Source organism: Lacinutrix jangbogonensis, assembly GCF_000797445.1.
GTDB lineage: Bacteria > Bacteroidota > Bacteroidia > Flavobacteriales > Flavobacteriaceae > Lacinutrix > Lacinutrix jangbogonensis.
The window spans coordinates 15,015-36,422 of sequence record NZ_JSWF01000033.1 but is presented as its reverse complement, the minus strand read 5'-3'; the positions used below and the strand labels follow the sequence as shown (position 1 = coordinate 36,422).

Genomic DNA, 21,408 nt, shown 5'->3' with positions numbered 1-21,408 from the left:
TATATTAAAAGAATCTTGGCGTTAAGAAACGGTCTGTCTTCGTGTTGGCAAACTCAAATCTTAAAAATATTTCATGAGAGCCTGAATTAAAATTTGCTAATTCTTGAGTTCCATAATCGTACGAATACCCTATAAACATACCCTCTGTTATTTGAAATCCTGCCAAAGCGCTTACTGCAGCGTCTAACCTATAGGCTGCTCCTAATGTGAATTTTTCGTATAATAAAAAATTAGCAGAAAGATCCAGACCAATCGGTGCTCCTTGAATAAATTTCCCTAATACTGCGGGTTTAAATTTTGTATTATCACTTAGATTAAACACATAACCTGCTATTGCATATGCATTTGCTTTTTCTGACGCGTTAGATATATTAGTATCATCGTAATGGGTCGTCTCTAAAAAGTTAGGAATCGACACACCCACATACCATTTTTCTATGTCGTGCAAATACAGCCCTAAGCCAGCAACGACTTTTGTTCTATTATCTATATTAAACTGTTGAAGGGCATCATTTGGATTGTTAATAGTAAGCACACCATAATCAACATTTAATAAATTAAAACCACCTTTAAGACCGAAACTTAAATTTGTGCGTTCCCCTACTGGTATCGTATATGAGAAATCTGCAACAAGTGTGCTTTCATCTGCTGGTCCTACTTTATCTTTGATAAAACTTACTCCAAGGCCAACACGTTGAGACTCTCCCAACGGCGTGCTTAAACTCAAGTTTAGTGTTTCTGGGGCACCTTCTAAGCCTACCCATTGGTTACGATAAAGGCTGGTTATACCAAAGACTCCTCGCGTTCCTGCATAAGCAGGATTAACCGTTTGTGTGTTATACATGTATTGTGTATACTGCGAATCTTGTTGCGCTTGCAATTGAGATGTAGCAAACACCATTACAATTATACATACAGCAAACAAAGCAATATTTTTATATTTATTTTCCATCTCTTTTAAGTTATTCTGTAGTTATATAGAGGTATCCCGCTTTCTTTATGCGTTCTGTACTACCGTTTTCTGAGAAATCATAGTTTAGAACATAGTAATAGGTCCCTGTTGGTAATTGTTTGTTTTTTGCTATTGTAAGCCTTCCTTCTGAATACCCATTAAAAACATTCCCTGTGCTATCGTAATTATTTGTTTCAAATACTTTCACGCCCCAACGGTTAAATACCTGTAGGTTGTTATTCGCTAAATTTTGTATGTTATCAATTATAAAATAATCGTTTACGCCATCACCGTTGGGCGTTACACCATTATAGACTACAACATCCCCAGGAAGAATAATATCTTCATTAATACGGCCTAGCGTAAATATTCCGTAATCCTCTAGGCGTAGTGGTGTAGTCACAGTTTTGTTTGCTACGTCTACTATACCGCCTTCGTCTACCCATAGTTGTTGGACTGCATCCCAACGTACAATGTGTATTGCTGTTTGTGGGCCAGTTACTATCGCTAAAGGCGTAGTACTTAGTTCATCGTAAGACAGTGTTAAAAGCACATCACTGCTAGCTGTATCATTAGTAATCGTCCAAAACTCTGCATTATCTATTAGGTTAATTACTCCTGTAGTAGAGGCTGTTGGTGTTTCTCCATTTACAGTGATTCCTATTGGGTTTTCAAAATAATATTTGGCTGTAAAAACATCTTCACTATTGTCTGGTGCGCTGATGGCTGCATAGCGAAAAAACTGTGCATCTCCTATAGGATATATAAAGCTGTCATCTCCATTTTTTTGAACCAACCCATCTACATAGCTTCCATCAAATGTTCCGGTATGATCTGCATTGTCTTCAAATATGACCAAACCGCCAAAATCATCATTTTTTACGATTCCAGTATTAAAATCTGCTTCATTGGCGATACTTATCTCACTGCTTAACTCGAAAGAGGCCGAAGTACTGGCATCATTATCAAACAATACATCGTAGAAATAACTTATATTGCCTCCTGAGAGTTCTTGCACCGCATTTCCTTGAAAGCGCGTATACCCAGATTCCTCCGTGAAATCTACAAGACCCTCATTATTAAAATTGGCATAGATAAACACCTCACCGTCGTTAATAAAACTACCTGTAAGAGTATTATTAAAATCATCTCCAATAGAAAACTGTGTTCCTGGCATGACCACTACTTCTCCAATATTTACTGTCTGCGCCATTAGATTGGGCACTCCGAAGAGCATCCCTGAAAAAAATAGCACTATTTTATTTTTTGTTTTCATGAATTTTTTTTATTTATAACACGTTAGCATACTCTTAATTTCCACTCTTGCCAAAATCCATAGGCTGCTCTTTGTCCTCTTTAAAGTATTTTCCATGTCGCATATAATCTCTTGCCAGTAAGGAAAGAATAGCAGACTCCGCCACAGCGATACATACATTATCATCGTGCGTAATTTCTACAAAATATTGGGTTCCACTGAATCCAAATGTATTGCTTATATTTAAGGTAGCTGTAGTAACACCACTGTATATCAATGTATTATTAAGGGCAGTCCCACCACTTGAAGGGTCTCCCAAATACCATTGGTAATTAATACCTGCATTTGCATTGCCAGGGGCTGCGCTATAATCTGGCACTGTGTTAGGTGGTGCATTAGGGCTTGTAATTAAGTAAGTAGTCGTCTCGTCTGCGCTTGCTACTATGGTAAAGCTTGCTGCATCTCCATTAGTTACAGTTTGATCTGCTAGCGTTGCTACATTGACCTGCGTCGACGTATATTCATTGCCAGTAAGACCGTTATACCCGTCTGTACCGTTGGTCACTAGTCCGTCACCATCTACCGTTACTGCTGGTGGTGTAGCTGCTCCATTATCTAGCACACCATCACCATTACCATCCAAACCACCAGATTCTAAAACATCTGCGCAACCATCGTTGTCCGAGTCTAGGTCTAGGCTGTTTTCTATACCATCACCATCGGTATCTGTGTCCTGGCAGGTAAATAAACTAGCAGAAAGTACAGGTGTAGGAGGGGAAAATGGGCCATTATTATTTAGCCCTATAACAACTACATCAACTCCTGTTAAACAGTTATAAGAGAAACTAGAATTTATAATCAATACAGCATTTCCTGGGTCATCTGTTTCACTTACCATAAAGGGCAAAATATTCTCTCTTGTACCTGATACTGTTGTAACCAATAATTCAATAACCCCATCAGTAATATTAAGAGTAGGCGTGCCTTCATTGTTCCAAGGTTTCCAGAAGCCATCGTTGTCGGTATCAAATTTATTATTTAGAGGGTTATATAAAGCAGTGGTAGTTCCGCCAGCATATTGACTGTAATTACTTTGATCAACTTGCAGAATTATAACCCCATCAACGCTAATGCGGATACCATCATCAAAGGCTCCAGAGGCTACTGAAAACGAACAACCTTCAAATATCTCATTTGCGCCCATAGCGACTAATATATTAAAAGGTGTGTTGTCACCAGCAACGCCAGTTACAACAGCTGTATCAGTTGAAGTATCCGCTACACCATTCTTACTAACAGTAATCATACTGGTTACAGTAGTTCCACACTCCACCGTATCCAAAACACCATCATTATCATCATCTAGGTCACAAGCATTATTAACACCATCACTATCGGTGTCTGTAACGCTATTTACTACTATGGTAGCAGTTTCATTTAAAGTTACAACACAAACAGAGTAACTTGCCTCTATGGTATAGGTTGTTGTTCCTACAATGGTTTGTGCAAATGGTATGGTGAGCGTTAAATCTGCACCTGTACCTACTCCCGTTATCGCTGGACTTAGCGGGTTACCGCCTTGTAAGATTTGATAAGTTCTCCCATTTTCTGCTGCTGCTATTGTTATAGTCGCATCATTAGTGGGACATGAAGGGTTCGTTGATGTTACTGTTTTAGTAGAGTCTGGTGGGATTACTGCAGATTGAGTTTGTCCAAACGTTCGCCCACAGGAATCAATAACCTCCATATAGTAGTCGGTTTCATTAGCTATACCAATGAATACTCCACTCGTTTGTGGACCCTGTAATAAAGTACCTCCAACAGTATCATATAAGCTATACGAATATGGCGGTACTCCTCCGATAGTTACAATTGAAATTTCATCACCACATTGTATAGCGTCAGACGTATTAGTCATTGCTAATAAAGCAGGGATTACTATTTGATGCTCATAAGGATAACCATCCGTAAGCAAAGGAAAAGAGGGCAAATAGGAAGGGGGAAAAGCAGTAAAACCAGGACCAAACCTTACGGTGTAAGTTCCTGGCACTAGGTTAACAAAAGTTGTTACTCTAGTAGCACCCGTATTATCTGTTACTAATAAATTATCTGCACTATCATATAGCGCAAGTTTCATAAAACGGTTAAATAAATTACTAGGGTCTGCTCTATCAATGTAAGTCATATTAACCGTTCCTGCATTTGAGCTGCAATAATCTAGCGTATAATCAGTAGTCATAGGATTGGTACAAGTAGAGGTAAACGTTGCTGTATCTGTATTACCACAGGCATCTTCTAGTTTTATGGTATAAGTACCTGGTCCACCGAAAAATTGCGGGCGTAAAGAGAGCTGATAAACACTATTGAGCGGGGGGAGAACTATGGGATACGAATAATTTACGGGTGCAGGAGCTGCAGCTCCAGTCATACCAGAGACCCATTGTGTAGGACCGCTAATCACTGTAGCGGTGATAGGGAAGTTTTCAACGAAGCCCGGCACTACCCTTATATAAAAACTTCTAAACATATTATCAATTTCTGCCTCGCCTGAACAACTTATATAATCTATACCAAAAGGAGCAGGAAGCAGTATCGGCATGTATAGGTTTTCTATATATGTTTCACCACAGGCATCCGTGTAGGTAATCCTGTAAGATACCCCATACTTAAATTTTGACAAAACAACAGTATTATAGTTACCAACATGATTAACATTGCCACTAAAGGCAAAAGCATTGCCATCGTAATCTGTTGGGTTACTATTAGTAACAGTAGTGAAACTAGAGTTGGTCTCTTCAACGTTAGCTGTTATTTGATTAAGACCCGAATACCTATTACGTGATATTTTGTAAGAGTTTAAATTACAGCCCTCTACAGTATTAATATTTTGATGAAATGTAATCTCAAAACCTCCTACTGGTGGGGGGGTTATTGTAACGGATGCAACATCACCACAGCTGTGTGTGTATTCAAAGGTTAACGTACGTGCTGCTCCGGTTCCAGTTACATCACTTACAGGAATAAGAATAGCAAGATATCGAAATCCACCACTTTCACTTGTATGAGTAAAAACAGTAGTACCCACACTGTTCTTAACATTTAATGTAATAGTGGCGGCATTCTTTGCAAACATACTAGTTTGATTAAGGTATCGATAACTTGGATTTGCACAAGTTCCTACATAATCATGCAATAGAGGCGCGTTATTATTAAAAATCCCTGCACCAGAAGCCTGTATAACTATCGTCTTGTCTGCACTGTTGTTCGAACATTGGTCTTCTATGTCAAAAACATGAGTTCCCGCAGGTAGGCCAGTTACCGTAAAGTTTGGTCCAGGCCCAGCTGGGTATGATTGTAATACAGTACTACCTGATAATCTACGTACAATAAAGTCTCCATTTACACCCGTAATGTTTGCAAAGGTTACTTCAGCATCTGAATCACCTGGGCAAGAAGGCCTCTGATTATTACTACTTGACACCGTATAGGTGTCATTTGGGCGTTGTGTACCATCTACACATTGTAAACTGTACCCATAGCTATGTAACGCTAAATTTTTATTTCCAATTTCTAGTATCCAATCTCCAGCTGCACCCGTAATATTCGTAGAAGCGGCTATCTGTAAGCCGGTTGCTTTTTCTAGGTAAGTAACTGCTGCCAGGCCTTTTTCGCCTTGAGCGAAATTACAGCCGTAGATATTCATAGCTGCTAATTGGCTGTTGGGTGCTATCTTATTATTGATAAAACGAGCAAGTTCTTCTTTTTGGAGCCACTTGCCGTTGATTAACAATTCGCCTGGGCGGCCATGGGAAAATAAGTGAAAGGTATTTTCATTGTTTGCTATGGCGTTTTGCAAGACTTCCTGGTCTGGAAGGGATGCGTCTATATAGCTCTTAGTGTTTACAGTAGCCTCACCAAATAGTGGTTGCACTACAGGATTAACACTGTTTACAGTATTGGTATTACTGATAATTTGATCACATAAATCACCACTTTCTACCGTATTAGCGTTGGCTGCGAAGCAACTAACACTTACTACAAAACAGACTATTTTTAATAATTTTAGCATAATTTATTCTTTTACTATTACTATTACTACTTGATTAATTTTAAAAGCTATAGCACCGTTTTAAAAGTCAGCGTTACAGCTTTTAAAATCAATTTAGTATTTTAATCTTGTGAAATTTAAGGTAACATCGCCTAGGCGAATTTCATTGGTACCGACTACTGGGTGATCAGCAGCAATCATCTTTAAAGCAAGAATAACTGTTTGTCCTGCTGCCCAGGTTGCACCGGTCACATCTATGGTTTCTGTATCCCAAGCTGTAGCACCTGCCGTTGTTGGTAAACTTCCTTGAAGGTTTCCTGCTTCATTAAACACATATGCCTCAAAGCTACCGCCAGCATTACCTGCATAATCGATAACAATAGAACTTGCAGTCCAAGCCACAAAATTAGTAGGAAGTGTGAAGCGTAGGATAACATCATAATCGTGAGGACCGCCTGTACTTTGTGTATTGGACCAAGAGTAATAGTTCATAAACATGTCTGTAGCAGTTCCTGCATTATCACTAGTTAAAAACCCTAGGTTCCTAGTGCCATCAGCATTTAAAGCAGCACCTGCATATTCTGCGCTAAAGACCATTTTATCTATTACCGTTGCCGTCTGATCTAAACCTATCTCATAAGGAACTGCAACAGTACCATCTCCAGAAATAGTAATAGGTGCGGTTGTTGTGGTTACGCCTCCAACTCCGTCTGCTCCCGTTGGTCCTGTTGGTCCTGCTGGTCCTGCTACTGTAGAATCTGCTCCGTCTGTACCATTTGTTCCGTTGGTTCCTGCTGGTCCTGCTACTGTGGAATCTGCTCCGTCAGTACCATTTGTTCCGTTGGTTCCCGCTGGTCCTGCTACTGTGGAATCTGCTCCGTCTGTACCATTTGTTCCGTTAGTTCCTGCTGGTCCTGCTACTGTAGAATCTGCTCCGTCAGTACCGTTTGTTCCGTTTGTTCCTGCTGGTCCTGCTACTGTGGAATCTGCTCCGTCAGTACCATTTGTTCCGTTGGTTCCTGCTGGTCCTGCTACTGTAGAATCTGCTCCGTCTGTACCATTTGTTCCGTTTGTTCCCGCTGGTCCTGCTACTGTGGAATCTGCTCCGTCAGTACCATTTGTTCCGTTGGTTCCTGCTGGTCCTGCTACTGTGGAATCTGCTCCGTCAGTACCATTTGTTCCGTTGGTTCCTGCTGGTCCTGCTACTGTGGAATCTGCTCCGTCTGTACCATTTGTTCCGTTGGTTCCTGCTGGTCCTGCTACTGTGGAATCTGCTCCGTCAGTACCATTTGTTCCGTTGGTTCCTGCTGGTCCTGCTACTGTGGAATCTGCTCCGTCTGTACCATTTGTTCCGTTGGTTCCTGCTGGTCCTGCTACTGTGGAATCTGCTCCGTCTGTACCATTTGTTCCGTTGGTTCCTGCTGGTCCTGCTACTGTGGAATCTGCTCCATCAGTACCATTTGTTCCGGCTGGACCTGCTACTGTTGAATCTGCTCCAGTTGCCCCTATTGGACCTTGAATACCATCTGCTCCGGTTGCTCCATCTGCTCCAGTTGCTCCTATTGGACCTTGAACACCTACTTGCTGTACCCAAGTAGTTCCATCAAATGTCCAAACATCGCCTGTCGTTTCATCTACATACACATCGCCTGCAACACCTACTGTTGTATTTGTAATAGGATCGCCTGCTGCGGTTTGTGTTACATTAAAAGTTTGTACCGTTCCGTCTACTGCGGTATGTGTATAAAGACCATCTAATCCTACTAATGAATCGCTAACTCCTGTCTGTTGTTCCCAAGTATTGGTTGTTGTATTATACGTCCAAACATCGCCTGTCGTTTCATCTACATATACATCACCTCCAACACCTACTGTTGTATTGGTAATTGGATCACCTGTGCCTGATTGAGTAACATCAAAAGTTAATATAGTTCCATCTACGGAAGTATGCGTGTATAAACCGTCTAATCCTACTAATGAATCGCTAACTCCTGTCTGCTGTTCCCAAGTATTGGTTGTTGTATTATACGTCCAAACATCGCCTGTCGTTTCATCTACATAAACATCTCCTGCAATACCTACTGTTGTATTGGTAATTGGATCGCCTGTGCCTGATTGAGTAACATCAAAAGTTAATATAGTTCCATCTACGGAAGTATGCGTGTATAAACCGTCTAATCCTACTAATGAATCGCTAACTCCTGTCTGCTGTTCCCAAGTATTGGTTGTTGTATTATACGTCCAAACATCGCCTGTCGTTTCATCTACATAAACATCTCCTGCAATACCTACTGTTGTATTGGTAATTGGATCGCCTGTGCCTGATTGTGAAACATTAAAAGTAGTGGTAGTTCCATCTTCACTTGTATAGGTGTACGTCCCATCGGCTTGAACCAATGTTGTTACCACCTCGTTTCCGGTTTGTTGTACCCAAGTATTGGTTGTACCATCATACGTATACACATCGCCTGTACTTTCATCTACATAAATATCGCCTGCTACACCTACTGTTGTATTCGTAATTGGATCGCCTGTGCCTGATTGTGAAACATTAAAAGTAGTGGTAGTTCCATCTTCACTTGTATAGGTGTACGTCCCATCGGCTTGAACCAATGTTGTTACCACCTCGTTTCCGGTTTGTTGTACCCAAGTATTGGTTGTACCATCATACGTATACACATCGCCTGTACTTTCATCTACATAAATATCGCCTGCTACACCTACTGTTGTATTCGTAATTGGATCGCCTGTGCCTGATTGTGAAACATTAAAAGTAGTGGTAGTTCCATCTTCACTTGTATAGGTGTACGTCCCATCGGCTTGAACCAATGTTGTTACCACCTCGTTTCCGGTTTGTTGTACCCAAGTATTGGTTGTACCATCATACGTATACACATCGCCTGTACTTTCATCTACATAAATATCGCCTGCTACACCTACTGTTGTATTCGTAATTGGATCGCCTGTGCCTGATTGTGAAACATTAAAAGTAGTGGTAGTTCCATCTTCACTTGTATAGGTGTACGTCCCATCGGCTTGAACCAATGTTGTTACCACCTCGTTTCCGGTTTGTTGTACCCAAGTATTGGTTGTACCATCATACGTATACACATCGCCTGTACTTTCATCTACATAAATATCGCCCGCTACACCTACTGTTGTATTTGTAATTGGATTGCCTGTGCCTGATTGGACAACATTAAAGGTTTGTATTGTTCCGTTTTCACTAGTGTAGGTAAAAGTACCGTCACCGTTATCGACTAAAGTCGTTAGTGTTTCAAAAACAACAATATCATCAGCACTGACCATGCGTTGCCATTTAGATCCATTCCAATAGTGATAGCCCGGAGTTAATTGACCATTACTAGTAGTATTAAACACCAATAAACTTACAACATTACCCTGTGTGATTGTGGTAGCATCTGTTTCACTTAAAAGCGGGATACGAGGAATTAGAATTCCACGATTGCTTGAAACAATATCTAGCTGTGCTGAGTTGTTTGGCAAAGGAGTACCCACTCCCACCTGAGCTTGCAAACTCACACTCGCGATTAACAGTAATACAAAAATTAATAATTTTTTCATTTTTTTAATATTTTTTGGTTTGATCTTATTTATTGTTTTCCTATTGAAAAGGAGATAATATTTTCAATTTTCTAATCATTACAACAAATATATTTTTAAATGCTAGGCTAAAACAACAAAAAGTAATAGCTGAATTAATATTTGTAATAACATGTACTATTTGAGACATATTCGGTAATCGGTAAAAAAATAAGATTAAATACAGTATTTATATGTTGTCATATGCGATGTAATAGACAAAATGGTTGCTGATAATCTTGTTAGCCCTAATATTGATTAGGTCTTTAGTAAATCAAAGGCTTTGAATAAAAAAAATGTGTTTATTGTAAGAGTTCCCTAACCAAAAAATATGGGATTAGAAATGAAAAACAACGCTACAAATGTTTATCCTGCGGCACGTTTTTTACAGGAGGAAAACAAGTCATTCCTGCTATCATTTGGGAAGACTATACTAAAGGAAAACAGACTTACCAGCAACTTGCTAGAAAGCACGGATGTTCTAAGAGAACTATCCAGCGAAAAATGGATTTATACAAGGTTACAATTCCAGAGCGCATTCCGAGGAAAATTGTAGTTTTAATGGATACAACCTATTGGGGTAGAAGCTTTGGTTTGATGTTATTTAAGGACGCTTACACCAAAGAAAATCTAATTTGGTATTATGTCCGTTCAGAAACTAATACACTTTACTTAGAAGGTGTTAATCACCTCATATCAAGAGGCTATATTATAGTTGCAATTGTCTGTGATGGAAGAAAGGGACTTATAGGATTGTTTAAGAATTTACCTGTACAGCTTTGTCAGTTTCATCAGGTTGCAACCATACGACCATACATAACTAAAAACCCTAAGATGCCTGCTTCGATTGAGCTTAAATCACTTGTAAGCTTGTTAAAACAGACAGATAAAGAATCTTTTGCTGGAGGCTTAGGATTATGGTTTACAAAATGGGAATGCTTCCTAAATGAGCGCACTACAAACCTCGAAACAGGAAAAAGTTACTATACTCATAAACGACTCAGAAGTGCTTATAGAAGTCTAAACACAAATATAAAATGGCTCTTTACTTGGTATGATAATTTCGATCAAAATACACCTAATACAACAAATATGATTGATGGTCATTTTTCAGATTTAAAAAACAAATTGAGGAATCATAATGGCTTGACTAAAAACAGGAAAATCAAATTTATAAATGAATTTTTAAAAGGATAATACACTTTAAAACGACATAAAAAAGAAGCAGTAAAAAGCTTCATAACTTGTTGTTTTTGTCTAGCTTAAAATAGGTGTCAGACGTGTTCGTTTTCATTAGAATCTAATTCTGTTTTATTAGGTTAAAATTTATGATATTTTCTGTTTCCTCAATAGCAAAGAATTAAGAATAAAATCAGCAACCATTTTGTCCACTTGGAAAATATTACACCAAATTAGCAACCATTTTGTCTATTACGCCTCATATGCATTGTTTTCGTTTTAGTTAAAAACAGCACATATGACAACATATAAAATTGGTTTTTTAAGAACCCGAAGTGACTCTACTAAATTTGTTTTTTAAAGAAATATGTATTGCAACCAAACCCGTTATTAAATCGGTTTTTATTAATATTTAAGCTTTTCGTTTCCTTGTACTAAAACATTATTTCTAAAAAGGCTTGGCTTAAATATTTATTTATTGTGAAAGTTATCATGAAACTCATTTTGTTTCAATAATTTTTTGAAGATTTATTATCCTTTTTCAATTCACCTAAAAAATGAACTTTAGATTTTGCTTATCATATTAGGAATATGTTTTTTATACTTACTATTGACCATAAATTATTATCTAAATACAGAGTAGGCATCCTTTTTTATCTAGAGACCAATGAGTAGCTTCTGTTTTCTTGATGAATAATGTGAATGGTCTGTTTACTTTTAAAAAATGATAATACAAGAAAATAGTCTTGCACCTTATAACTATATGGCTCAAGACAACAAAAACATAATTACTTTCTATAAAAATAGTAAGATACCATTGATAGCAATAATCGGAGTCTTTTGAACGTTATTTGGACGAATTATTGAGATTTTAGACATTTGGTTATGAATATAGCCAAGTAATGCTGTTCATTCAATAATTCTGCTTAACTGGAATACAAAGCAGAATTTTCGTTCCTTTTGGAAGTTTTTTTTCGTAAAGATCCTGAACCTCAAAGAATATGTTATTACCCTCCTCCTTTAATAAATTAATTCTATCATTAAGAATGGTATTAGCCAGCGATTTATGGAGTACTCTATGTTCTTTCTTTGATGCATTTGAAGCTTCTCTACCAATCCCATTGTCTTCAATAACACAGTGAAGTCGGTCGGCCTTAAACACTAGCGACATGTGCAATATTCTCTTTCCTTTCTTAGGTTTTAAGCCATGTAATATTGCATTTTCAATAAGGGGCTGAAATATCATACACGGAATCATTAAATTATCTATTTGTACCGTTTCGTCTATATGTAATTGAAATGATAAGTTATCATTTAAGTTCATTCTTTCTAATTTGACATAGGCTTTCAAAAATAACAATTCATCTGCCAACAAGGTTTGATTTTGGGTGCTTTGATCCAGGGTATATCTTGTTATTTTAGAAAATGCGCTAAAGTACTTTCTGACATTATCGAGACCCTCAAGCTCCATAATACTCTGTAAGCCATTAAGGGTGTTAAATATGAAATGCGGGTTCATCTGAGCCCTTAATGCTTTGTTTTTTAACTCTTTAACAATAATCAGTTCTTCTACTTTAGCTTCCATTCGTTTTCTTTTTCTAAAAGCCCAAAAACCACCCAACAAAAAAACCGTACTTAGCATCAGCGCTAAAAACCAAAATGTTTTATAAAACAATTGATTCACCTTAACTTTATACGTTAAGGTTTCTGTTTGCAAGCCACTTCTAGAAACTGCTTTGGCGTCCAAGGTGTACTCTCCTGGTTGGAGACCGAGGAGCCGTATCGTTCTATCATTTTGATAACGAACCCAACTAGTATCAATTTCTCTTATTCTAAACAAATAATTAGTAACTATAGCTCCAAAAGGTTTATTTACCAAAAATGACAATTCGAGGTGATTATGATTATATGGCAAGGTGAGTTTGCTAACCGTATCTAAATTGAATATATAGCTTTCTCTAGCTTTCTTTTTGGAGTCAAAAAGCCTAAGTGCATTAAGTACTATCTTAGGACGCTTTATTTTTGATAGAGCCTCCTCTGGTCTAAAGCTTACAAAACCATTAATACCTCCAAAGAAAAAAGTACCGTCTCTAGACCTAAAGGATGATTTATAATTAAACTCGTTATGTGTCAATCCATCTTCAACAAAAAATTGAACAAACGTATTTGTTTCAACATCCAACCGAACCAAACCATCAAAAGTACCAAACCAAATAGTATTCCCTTCCCCTAAAATACCGGTAATATTGTCGTTATGGAAGCCAAAATTGCGAGTGTATGATATGGTCTCTAAACTATTTGGGTTTATTTTCTGAATTCCTTTAGTGGTGCCTACCCAAATATTACGATCACTATCCTCATAAAAACAGGTAACATTGTCATGGACTAGCGGCAATACATCGCTTTGACTGTGATAATGGGAAACCTTATTTGTTTCTAAATTTTTCCGAAACACTCCCTGGTCTTCCGTTCCTAACCATAACTCGTTTCCGCCTTTTGAAACATACATTTCATTAATCGCTATATTTTCTATATTGTAGACATCATTTAATGCGTTTCTATTTTTAAATTCAGTTGTATTTATATTTAACTCATATAAGCCTCTGTTGGTTGCTATGAAAATCAAACTATCATTTAATTTCTTGAGACTATTTACATACAATGGTTTTTTTTCAAAATAGACCTTTCGTAAGTTCAATATTTGTTTTTCAATCGGAGGCGTATTCAAATTAATTATAGTCATTAAAACCCCCTTACTATAATTTAAAAAAATGCTATCGTTGACCCCTAAAACGCCATCTCTAAAATGATAGTTAGGCCCAGTCAAAAGCTCTTCACCCCTCCACTTAGAGCCCTCTTTACGAAACTTAAATAGGCCTTTATATGTATGACTATAAACCCCCCCTTTAGAGTCTTCATAAAATTCTCTACAACTATAGATTCTCTGACCCTTTCCGACTAAATGTTTTTTAAAGATCGACGCATTTCGAATTTCGATCTGATGAATACTCTTGCCTTCTTGTATTATTATTTTATTTCCTTCTTGAAAAGTGTGCTTAATAATCTTATTATTAAACGTAATCTTTTTAAAAGGCTCTAAAGAATAGCGCCCCTGTTTTAAAATTAACGTGTAGAGCGTAAGCAATGTTCCTTGGATCTCCAAAAACACATTTGTATTAGGGTCATAATTAAAAAGTACTCCCTTATTTTTTCCATGAAAAAACTCAACAATCTGTCGGTTTATTTCAGGAATGTAATAATAAGCACCTGTATTTCCATTTTCCTTAAATTTCCCAGAGGTATTCTTTGGAAAAAGAGCTCCATTTTTAGTACTCCAAGTCGGACTCTCTATCCAAATTTGGACTTTACCTTGAACTTCACTGTCGCTAAGATCTAATAAGTGTTTTACGCTCCCGCCCTTAAATGTGAGCCACTGATTTCCTGCTTTTAGCAATAAAGATCCATCTAAAAAAACCTCTTTTATGTAAATGGGACTGCTTAAACTACGAAAATAAACTCCAGAATTCAAGCTATTTGTAAGATTGTAATACCTAATAGTTCCATCCGCGGTGTAAGAACAAACATAGTTTTTATTGCTCGTAAACCACATAGTACCATCTGGTGTTTCCGCAATATCCAGAAATTCAGGTTTGTCTTCTGTAAAAAATGGAGGGTTCAACGCTATCTTGGTCGATTCCCCCGTGTCAAAATCAAGAAATTCAGGTTCTCCCTTATAAATCATCCAAAGCTTATTGTCTTTAGCTTTATGAATTTTATGAGTGATTGATGCATATTTAAAATTTAAGTGCTTAAAAGCAAAAAAATGATCATTACTTCCTTGCTCTAAAACCACACCACCTTTTACCGAATACCATAAAAAGCCATCCCGATCTAAATGAATAGCCTTAGGAAAGGTTTCGCTGTCGCTCATATCAGTTTCTACTTTCTTAATAACAACTTCCTGACCATATAAAGAAGAAGCGCATAGCAAAGAGCATAGCATCCATAAAGAAAATATCCAGTGTTTTTTATAAAGAGATGAAAGCATAGGATTACTATAATATAACTATAACTAAAAGAGCATGGGCCTTAAATAACTTACAAGAAAACAACTATTTCAATTACTTTTAATTATTTTTTTTTGATAAACAAAAATAAATATTTTTTTTAATATTTGTAATTTGAAGTATTAAATAAGGTTTTTTTAGCCTTATTTTATCTATTTATTGTCATAGCTACTCTTTTGACATGAATAGATAAACCATTTAATCTCTAAATTTAATAGGTACTCATAGCTGTTGTTTTAAACAGAATTGTTGTTCATTTATGTCTAAACAAGATACATTTTACAGAATACCGTAAAATACGGCTGTAACCATTTCTATTGGATCCAGGATCGCGTGCACTCATACTCGTTTCGACTTTAGCTAGTTTAACCTCTAGACAAACAAAAGTATACCCCCATTACCATATTGATATTTCAAATATTCTGAATTAAAAATTAGATAATCATTTAAAATATTTGTTTACATTTACAATATAAATGCTAAACAATATTTTCAACCCATACTCACTCAAAATGACAAAAAACATCAAAGCTTTTATCGTTGAAGATGAAGAAAGAAGTTCGAACTTACTATTGTTTTACTTACAAAAGCATTGCCCTCAAATTGAGATTATTGGTAATGCTTTCACATACGATGATGCCGTTCTACAACTCAATAGTTTAAAACCTGAACTCATTTTTATGGACATTATCTTGGATAAAGGAACAGGGTTTGATGTTTTAGAAATGGTAGAATTAACAAACACAAAAATTATTTTTATTACTGCTCTTAGTGAATATGCTATAAAAGCATTTAAGTACAATGCCATTGATTATATATTAAAACCCTACGATCCAAAAGAGATCGTATTGGCAGTACAAAAGGCTGTAATTGAATTGGAACGGGAATCTTTCACAAATTCACGTCAAATTGAAACGGTTAATTCTTCTATGAATACCACAGAAAAAAATTTTGATTTTATTGCTGTTCCATCTATGAACGAAATAGATTTTGTTAAACTTATTGATATTGTTTATCTTAAATCGGATGGCCGTTATACTGTATTTCACTTAAGTAATGATACAGAAATTGTCTCCTCTAAAAACATTGGCATGTATGAGGATATTTTAGATTCTAATCTGTTTTTTAGAATTCACAATAGCTATATCATTAACCTCTCTAAAGTAAAAAAAATAAACAAGTCTGGTGGCAATTATTGTGAAATGAGTAATGGAAAATCTTTACCTATTGCCAAGCGAAGGCAAGAAGTGCTCTATAAAATAATTTATCTTAAATAGTTAAAAAAACATTATTCTTCGTGTCGTTTTTAATATTTAGAAAAAAGCTGTTTTAAAATAACACGCTCCAGATGGACTTTTAAGCACTCCAGGACCGGCTTTCTCTATAGTCTCTCTCAATATTCTTTTATTTGAGGCGCTATTTAACCATGCAGTTATAACCTAGGATTTAGCTGTATAGCCAAAAGCTATATCTCTCTATGTCGCTGTAACAAGAAATAAAATATATTAAAAGTAATAATGCCATCACAAATAAAAAACAAATTTTGTTTAAAAGTCTTATTAAAAGTGTTCCTTTATAAAGTATTTTCGGTGTTTTTAAAAATATAACATCTTTGTTTTTAAACCAATGATAATAAGCGTTTTTACTAAACTTCATAGATTTACACATCTTCTCAACTGGATATATATCAATATTTTATAAAATGAATTGATATATTATAAGTCGCTCTTGGAGAAGATGCTCACCGCCTTTTTTAAGATGTCGCGCTCCATTGTTACATTCTTTAATTCTTTCTTTAGAGCCTTGAGTTCTTGAGCTTCAACAGATAACTCCTTCTTTTTTGAGAAATCACCCGATTGTAACTTATATTCGCGTTTCCAACGCCCAACCATACTCAAGTTTAAACCATAATCCTCACTAACTTGTTTTGTCTTAATCCCCGAATTTAAAAGCTCTACGATCATAACTTTAAATTCATTGTCATATTTTTTTACCATAAATCAAATATAAAATTTATAAGCTCATAAAAATCGTCACATCAAATGTAGACGCTCCTCTTTTGTTTTAAAAGTATTCGCATTCCCATAAAATGGTGTTTGACGAATTAACATATTTGTTTTTGGATTTCGATAAGAAAAATAGACATACCAGCGCTTATTTAAATCGCCTTTTGCCATGTAGATCTTTGGTGTGGAAAATTGTTTCTTCAAGGACAAATCGTATGCACTTTTGTATTGTTTATCTATTATGAAGTTAAAATTAAGCATAAAAAAACGGTTTGGAGACTCCAAACCGTTAATTTTATTGACTTTGTACTTAGTAGCGGGAACTGGACTCGAACCAGTGACCTTCGGGTTATGAGTTTGAGAAAAAACTCTTTTTCCTTACTATTTTGCTATATTTTAATAAAATCGTGTACGAGATCGTGTACTCTGATTTATAATTAATTTCTATTCAAATTTACATAATATTTTAAGACGTATTACAATTACAAAAAAAACATAATACACATTAGAGACCCCTAGCTTTGACATAAAAAATCACGTATTTTACAAATACAAGAATTGTTTGAGCTATAAAAACTAACTTTATAGCTCAAAATTCACTTATATTTGAGCTATAAAAAATAAATTTATAGCTCATGATAAGAAAAATATGGAACTGGCAAAAAACAGAATGGCCTCATTTTTCATACAATGAAGATGCTTTAAAAAATTTGGAACAGAAATTCTCACAAAATACGGGAATCGTACTTGGTGCTTTTAAACACGTAAATAAAAGTGAAAAAGAGCAATTAATTATTGAAATATTATCTAACGAAGCACTTAAAACTTCTGAAATCGAAGGCGAATATCTAGATAGAGACAGTATACAATCTTCTATTAAAAAAAATCTAGGTTTAAAAGTTGATAAAAAAAAGATAGCTTCAGCAGAATTTGGCATTTCTGAAATGATGGTTGATTTATACAAAAACCACAATAAACAACTCTCTCATAAACAACTTTATAATTGGCACAAAATGCTAACCAATGGTAGACGAGATTTAAACGACATTGGCAAATACCGTACACACGAAGACCCAATGCAAGTGGTTTCTGGACGCTTAGACAAACCAACTATTCATTTTGAAGCACCAGCATCTCAAAACATGCAACAAGAGATGGCGCAGTTTATAACCTGGTTTAACACCCTACACTCAAAAACGGAATACAACGTATTACCTCTTGTAAAAGCAAGTATTACACATCTGTATTTTGTGAGTATTCACCCTTTTGAAGATGGAAACGGACGTATTGCACGTGCGCTTGCTGAAAAATCTGTAGCACAAAGTGTAGGACAACCTGCACTTATTTCATTATCAAAAACTATAGAAGCCAATAAAAAAGCGTATTACAATGCTTTAGAAAACAATAATAAACACGCAGATATTACAGATTGGATACTCTATTTCGGGCAAACCATATTAGATGCCCAAGAAGACACATTAAAGCTTATTGATTTTGTAATTGAGAAAGCCAAATTTTTCGATCGCTTTACTCAAGTTATGAATGAACGCCAACTAAAAGTTGTTACACGTTTTTTTAATGCAGGACACCAAGGTTTTGATGGTGGTTTAAGTGCCGAAAATTACACACGTATTGCAAAAACTTCTGCTTCTACGGCCACTCGTGATTTAAAAGATATGGTAGATAAGAAAATGGTAATTAAAACTGGTGAACTGAAAGGAACTCGATATTGGTTGAATTTGAAAAGTTAAAATAATGTCTAAATTCTTGATCTTTTAAAACTCAACAAGCCAGAAATCATTATAGAAATGCAATCTGTTGTGAATTGATTTCAAATTGTATTTTTACGTGAGCAATCACAAGTCTCAAGATTACGATTATTATACAGATTTGGTTGTGAATTGATTTCAAATTGTATTTTTACGTGAGCAATCACAAGTATACGACCTTAATTAAACTTATCAAAACTGTTGTGAATTGATTTCAAATTGTATTTTTACGTGAGCAATCACAAGAAATTTCACATTCAAAGGGTTAAGAACTATGTTGTGAATTGATTTCAAATTGTATTTTTACGTGAGCAATCACAAGTACAACCTCATAAGTGACATTATCGCCATCGTTGTGAATTGATTTCAAATTGTATTTTTACGTGAGCAATCACAAGATTAAAAGGCTTATTATAAACATACCTCCAGTTGTGAATTGATTTCAAATTGTATTTTTACGTGAGCAATCACAAGAACGGACTAAATACAACTTCACCCTCGTTTGTTGTGAATTGATTTCAAATTGTATTTTTACGTGAGCAATCACAAGTGAATATATCTGTAGCACTTACGTAGTTTAGTTGTGAATTGATTTCAAATTGTATTTTTACGTGAGCAATCACAAGTATCACTTTTTAATTGTGTTGATCCTATGTGTTGTGAATTGATTTCAAATTGTATTTTTACGTGAGCAATCACAAGTAAAATCTCTTGCTTTATAATGTAAAGTTGGTTGTGAATTGATTTCAAATTGTATTTTTACGTGAGCAATCACAAGGTCTTATCCATTTTTAGATGGTGCGGATTAGTTGTGAATTGATTTCAAATTGTATTTTTACGTGAGCAATCACAAGACAAGCAAGGCATCATGTGAGCAATTACATGTTGTGAATTGATTTCAAATTGTATTTTTACGTGAGCAATCACAAGAGATGTGTTTGAAGTTATGGAGCAAGGTTGGTTGTGAATTGATTTCAAATTGTATTTTTACGTGAGCAATCACAAGCAATAGATGCTAATACCACAGGTTTAGAACGTTGTGAATTGATTTCAAATTGTATTTTTACGTGAGCAATCACAAGTGCATCAGTATATAAAATTGGAAAGATTTAGTTGTGAATTGATTTCAAATTGTATTTTTACGTGAGCAATCACAAGGGTTTATCCTTTAGAAAATCCAGAGGAATAGTTGTGAATTGATTTCAAATTGTATTTTTACGTGAGCAATCACAAGAAAGCACTTTCCAAACTTGGGTTTAACGCGTTGTGAATTGATTTCAAATTGTATTTTTACGTGAGCAATCACAAGAGTTTCATTTTTTATACTGCTAAATATGGTTGTGAATTGATTTCAAATTGTATTTTTACGTGAGCAATCACAAGTGTTCTGCTATGTAAAAAAGCGGTGCTAATGTTGTGAATTGATTTCAAATTGTATTTTTACGTGAGCAATCACAAGTCTATCGTGTTCAGTAATTTTACTCATACTGTTGTGAATTGATTTCAAATTGTATTTTTACGTGAGCAATCACAAGATGAAGAATGCTGTTAAACGTTTAAAAGAGTTGTGAATTGATTTCAAATTGTATTTTTACGTGAGCAATCACAAGAAAAATGAGTTATAAACTGCTATACGTGTAGTTGTGAATTGATTTCAAATTGTATTTTTACTTGAGCAATCACAAGTCGGTCATAGTTTTGGTTTTGAAGTTAATGGTTGTGAATTGATTTCAAATTGTATTTTTACGTGAGCAATCACAAGATCCATTATGAGTGTAAGGAGAGCGATGTTGTTGTGAATTGATTTCAAATTGTATTTTTACGTGAGCAATCACAAGAGACAGGTCTATGCATTGCGCCATAGGATTGTTGTGAATTGATTTCAAATTGTATTTTTACGTGAGCAATCACAAGAATTACACTTCTTAAAAGACAGTTTAAACAGTTGTGAATTGATTTCAAATTGTATTTTTACGTGAGCAATCACAAGAGGCATACCATTTTGGAACTTGTAGATTGTGTTGTGAATTGATTTCAAATTGTATTTTTACGTGAGCAATCACAAGTTTTTTATCTTTACTAATTAAGTAAGGCATGTTGTGAATTGATTTCAAATTGTATTTTTACGTGAGCAATCACAAGTAAATCAGTCAGTTAATTCACGAATAAATAGTTGTGAATTGATTTCAAATTGTATTTTTACGTGAGCAATCACAAGTTATAGTGGTGTGATGGTACAAGCTTGTTTGTTGTGAATTGATTTCAAATTGTATTTTTACGTGAGCAATCACAAGATCCAGAACTTTGTAAAGTTTGTCGATATGGTTGTGAATTGATTTCAAATTGTATTTTTACGTGAGCAATCACAAGCATAACCAATTTAACCAATTTGGGAACTTAGTTGTGAATTGATTTCAAATTGTATTTTTACGTGAGCAATCACAAGACAAAACCAACAACCATTAAAGGAGCAATTGTTGTGAATTGATTTCAAATTGTATTTTTACGTGAGCAATCACAAGGAAACGA

The 21,408-nt window shown here is 35.5% G+C and carries 7 protein-coding genes, 2 pseudogenes and 1 CRISPR repeat array (1 of these 10 cut by a window edge); of the genes and pseudogenes, 3 read left to right on the top strand and 6 right to left on the bottom strand.

Going from position 1 to position 21,408, the window contains the following annotated elements; genetic code table 11:
• Positions 1–4: 4 nt before the first annotated feature.
• The 4 genes from RH82_RS13585 to RH82_RS17920 form a co-directional block, all read right to left on the bottom strand.
• Complete coding sequence (locus RH82_RS13585) at positions 5–952, bottom strand: PorP/SprF family type IX secretion system membrane protein (protein ID WP_034061499.1); 948 nt, start codon at positions 950–952, stop codon at positions 5–7.
• Positions 953–962: 10 nt separating this feature from the next.
• Positions 963–2,228 (bottom strand): gliding motility-associated C-terminal domain-containing protein, encoded by a 1,266-nt coding sequence (locus tag RH82_RS13580; RefSeq protein ID WP_034061498.1) that lies wholly within the window; start codon positions 2,226–2,228, stop codon positions 963–965.
• Positions 2,229–2,262: 34 nt separating this feature from the next.
• Complete coding sequence (locus RH82_RS13575) at positions 2,263–6,276, bottom strand: DUF4347 domain-containing protein (RefSeq protein ID WP_034061497.1); 4,014 nt, start codon at positions 6,274–6,276, stop codon at positions 2,263–2,265.
• A gap of 93 nt (positions 6,277–6,369) precedes the next feature.
• Entirely contained in the window at positions 6,370–9,840 is a 3,471-nt protein-coding gene (locus tag RH82_RS17920; protein WP_156112481.1) for a beta strand repeat-containing protein, read from the bottom strand.
• A gap of 324 nt (positions 9,841–10,164) precedes the next feature.
• Here RH82_RS17920 and RH82_RS13565 point away from each other — a divergent pair.
• Positions 10,165–11,055: pseudogene (locus RH82_RS13565) on the top strand (IS256 family transposase, variant Zn-binding type); the annotation flags it as partial.
• Between the two features lie 895 nt (positions 11,056–11,950).
• On the opposite strand, the gene RH82_RS13560 reads toward RH82_RS13565, so the two are convergent.
• Positions 11,951–15,085, bottom strand: a complete 3,135-nt coding sequence (locus RH82_RS13560; RefSeq protein WP_081979265.1) for a sensor histidine kinase — start codon at positions 15,083–15,085, stop codon at positions 11,951–11,953.
• 531 nt (positions 15,086–15,616) lie between these two features.
• Between RH82_RS13560 and RH82_RS13555 the strand changes: the two genes are divergently transcribed.
• Complete coding sequence (locus tag RH82_RS13555; RefSeq protein WP_034061495.1) at positions 15,617–16,381, top strand: LytR/AlgR family response regulator transcription factor; 765 nt, start codon at positions 15,617–15,619, stop codon at positions 16,379–16,381.
• 280 nt (positions 16,382–16,661) lie between these two features.
• Here RH82_RS13555 and RH82_RS13550 read toward each other — a convergent pair.
• Positions 16,662–17,101, bottom strand: a pseudogene (locus tag RH82_RS13550) (transposase); the annotation flags it as partial.
• A 644-nt stretch (positions 17,102–17,745) separates the two neighbouring features.
• On the opposite strand from RH82_RS13550, the gene RH82_RS13545 reads away from it, so the two are divergent.
• On the top strand, positions 17,746–18,861 hold the full coding sequence (locus RH82_RS13545; RefSeq protein WP_034061493.1) for a Fic family protein: 1,116 nt from the start codon (positions 17,746–17,748) through the stop codon (positions 18,859–18,861).
• A 66-nt stretch (positions 18,862–18,927) separates the two neighbouring features.
• Positions 18,928–21,408: a CRISPR direct-repeat array (repeat unit 46 nt; unit sequence GTTGTGAATTGATTTCAAATTGTATTTTTACGTGAGCAATCACAAG) (it continues 753 nt past the right edge of the window).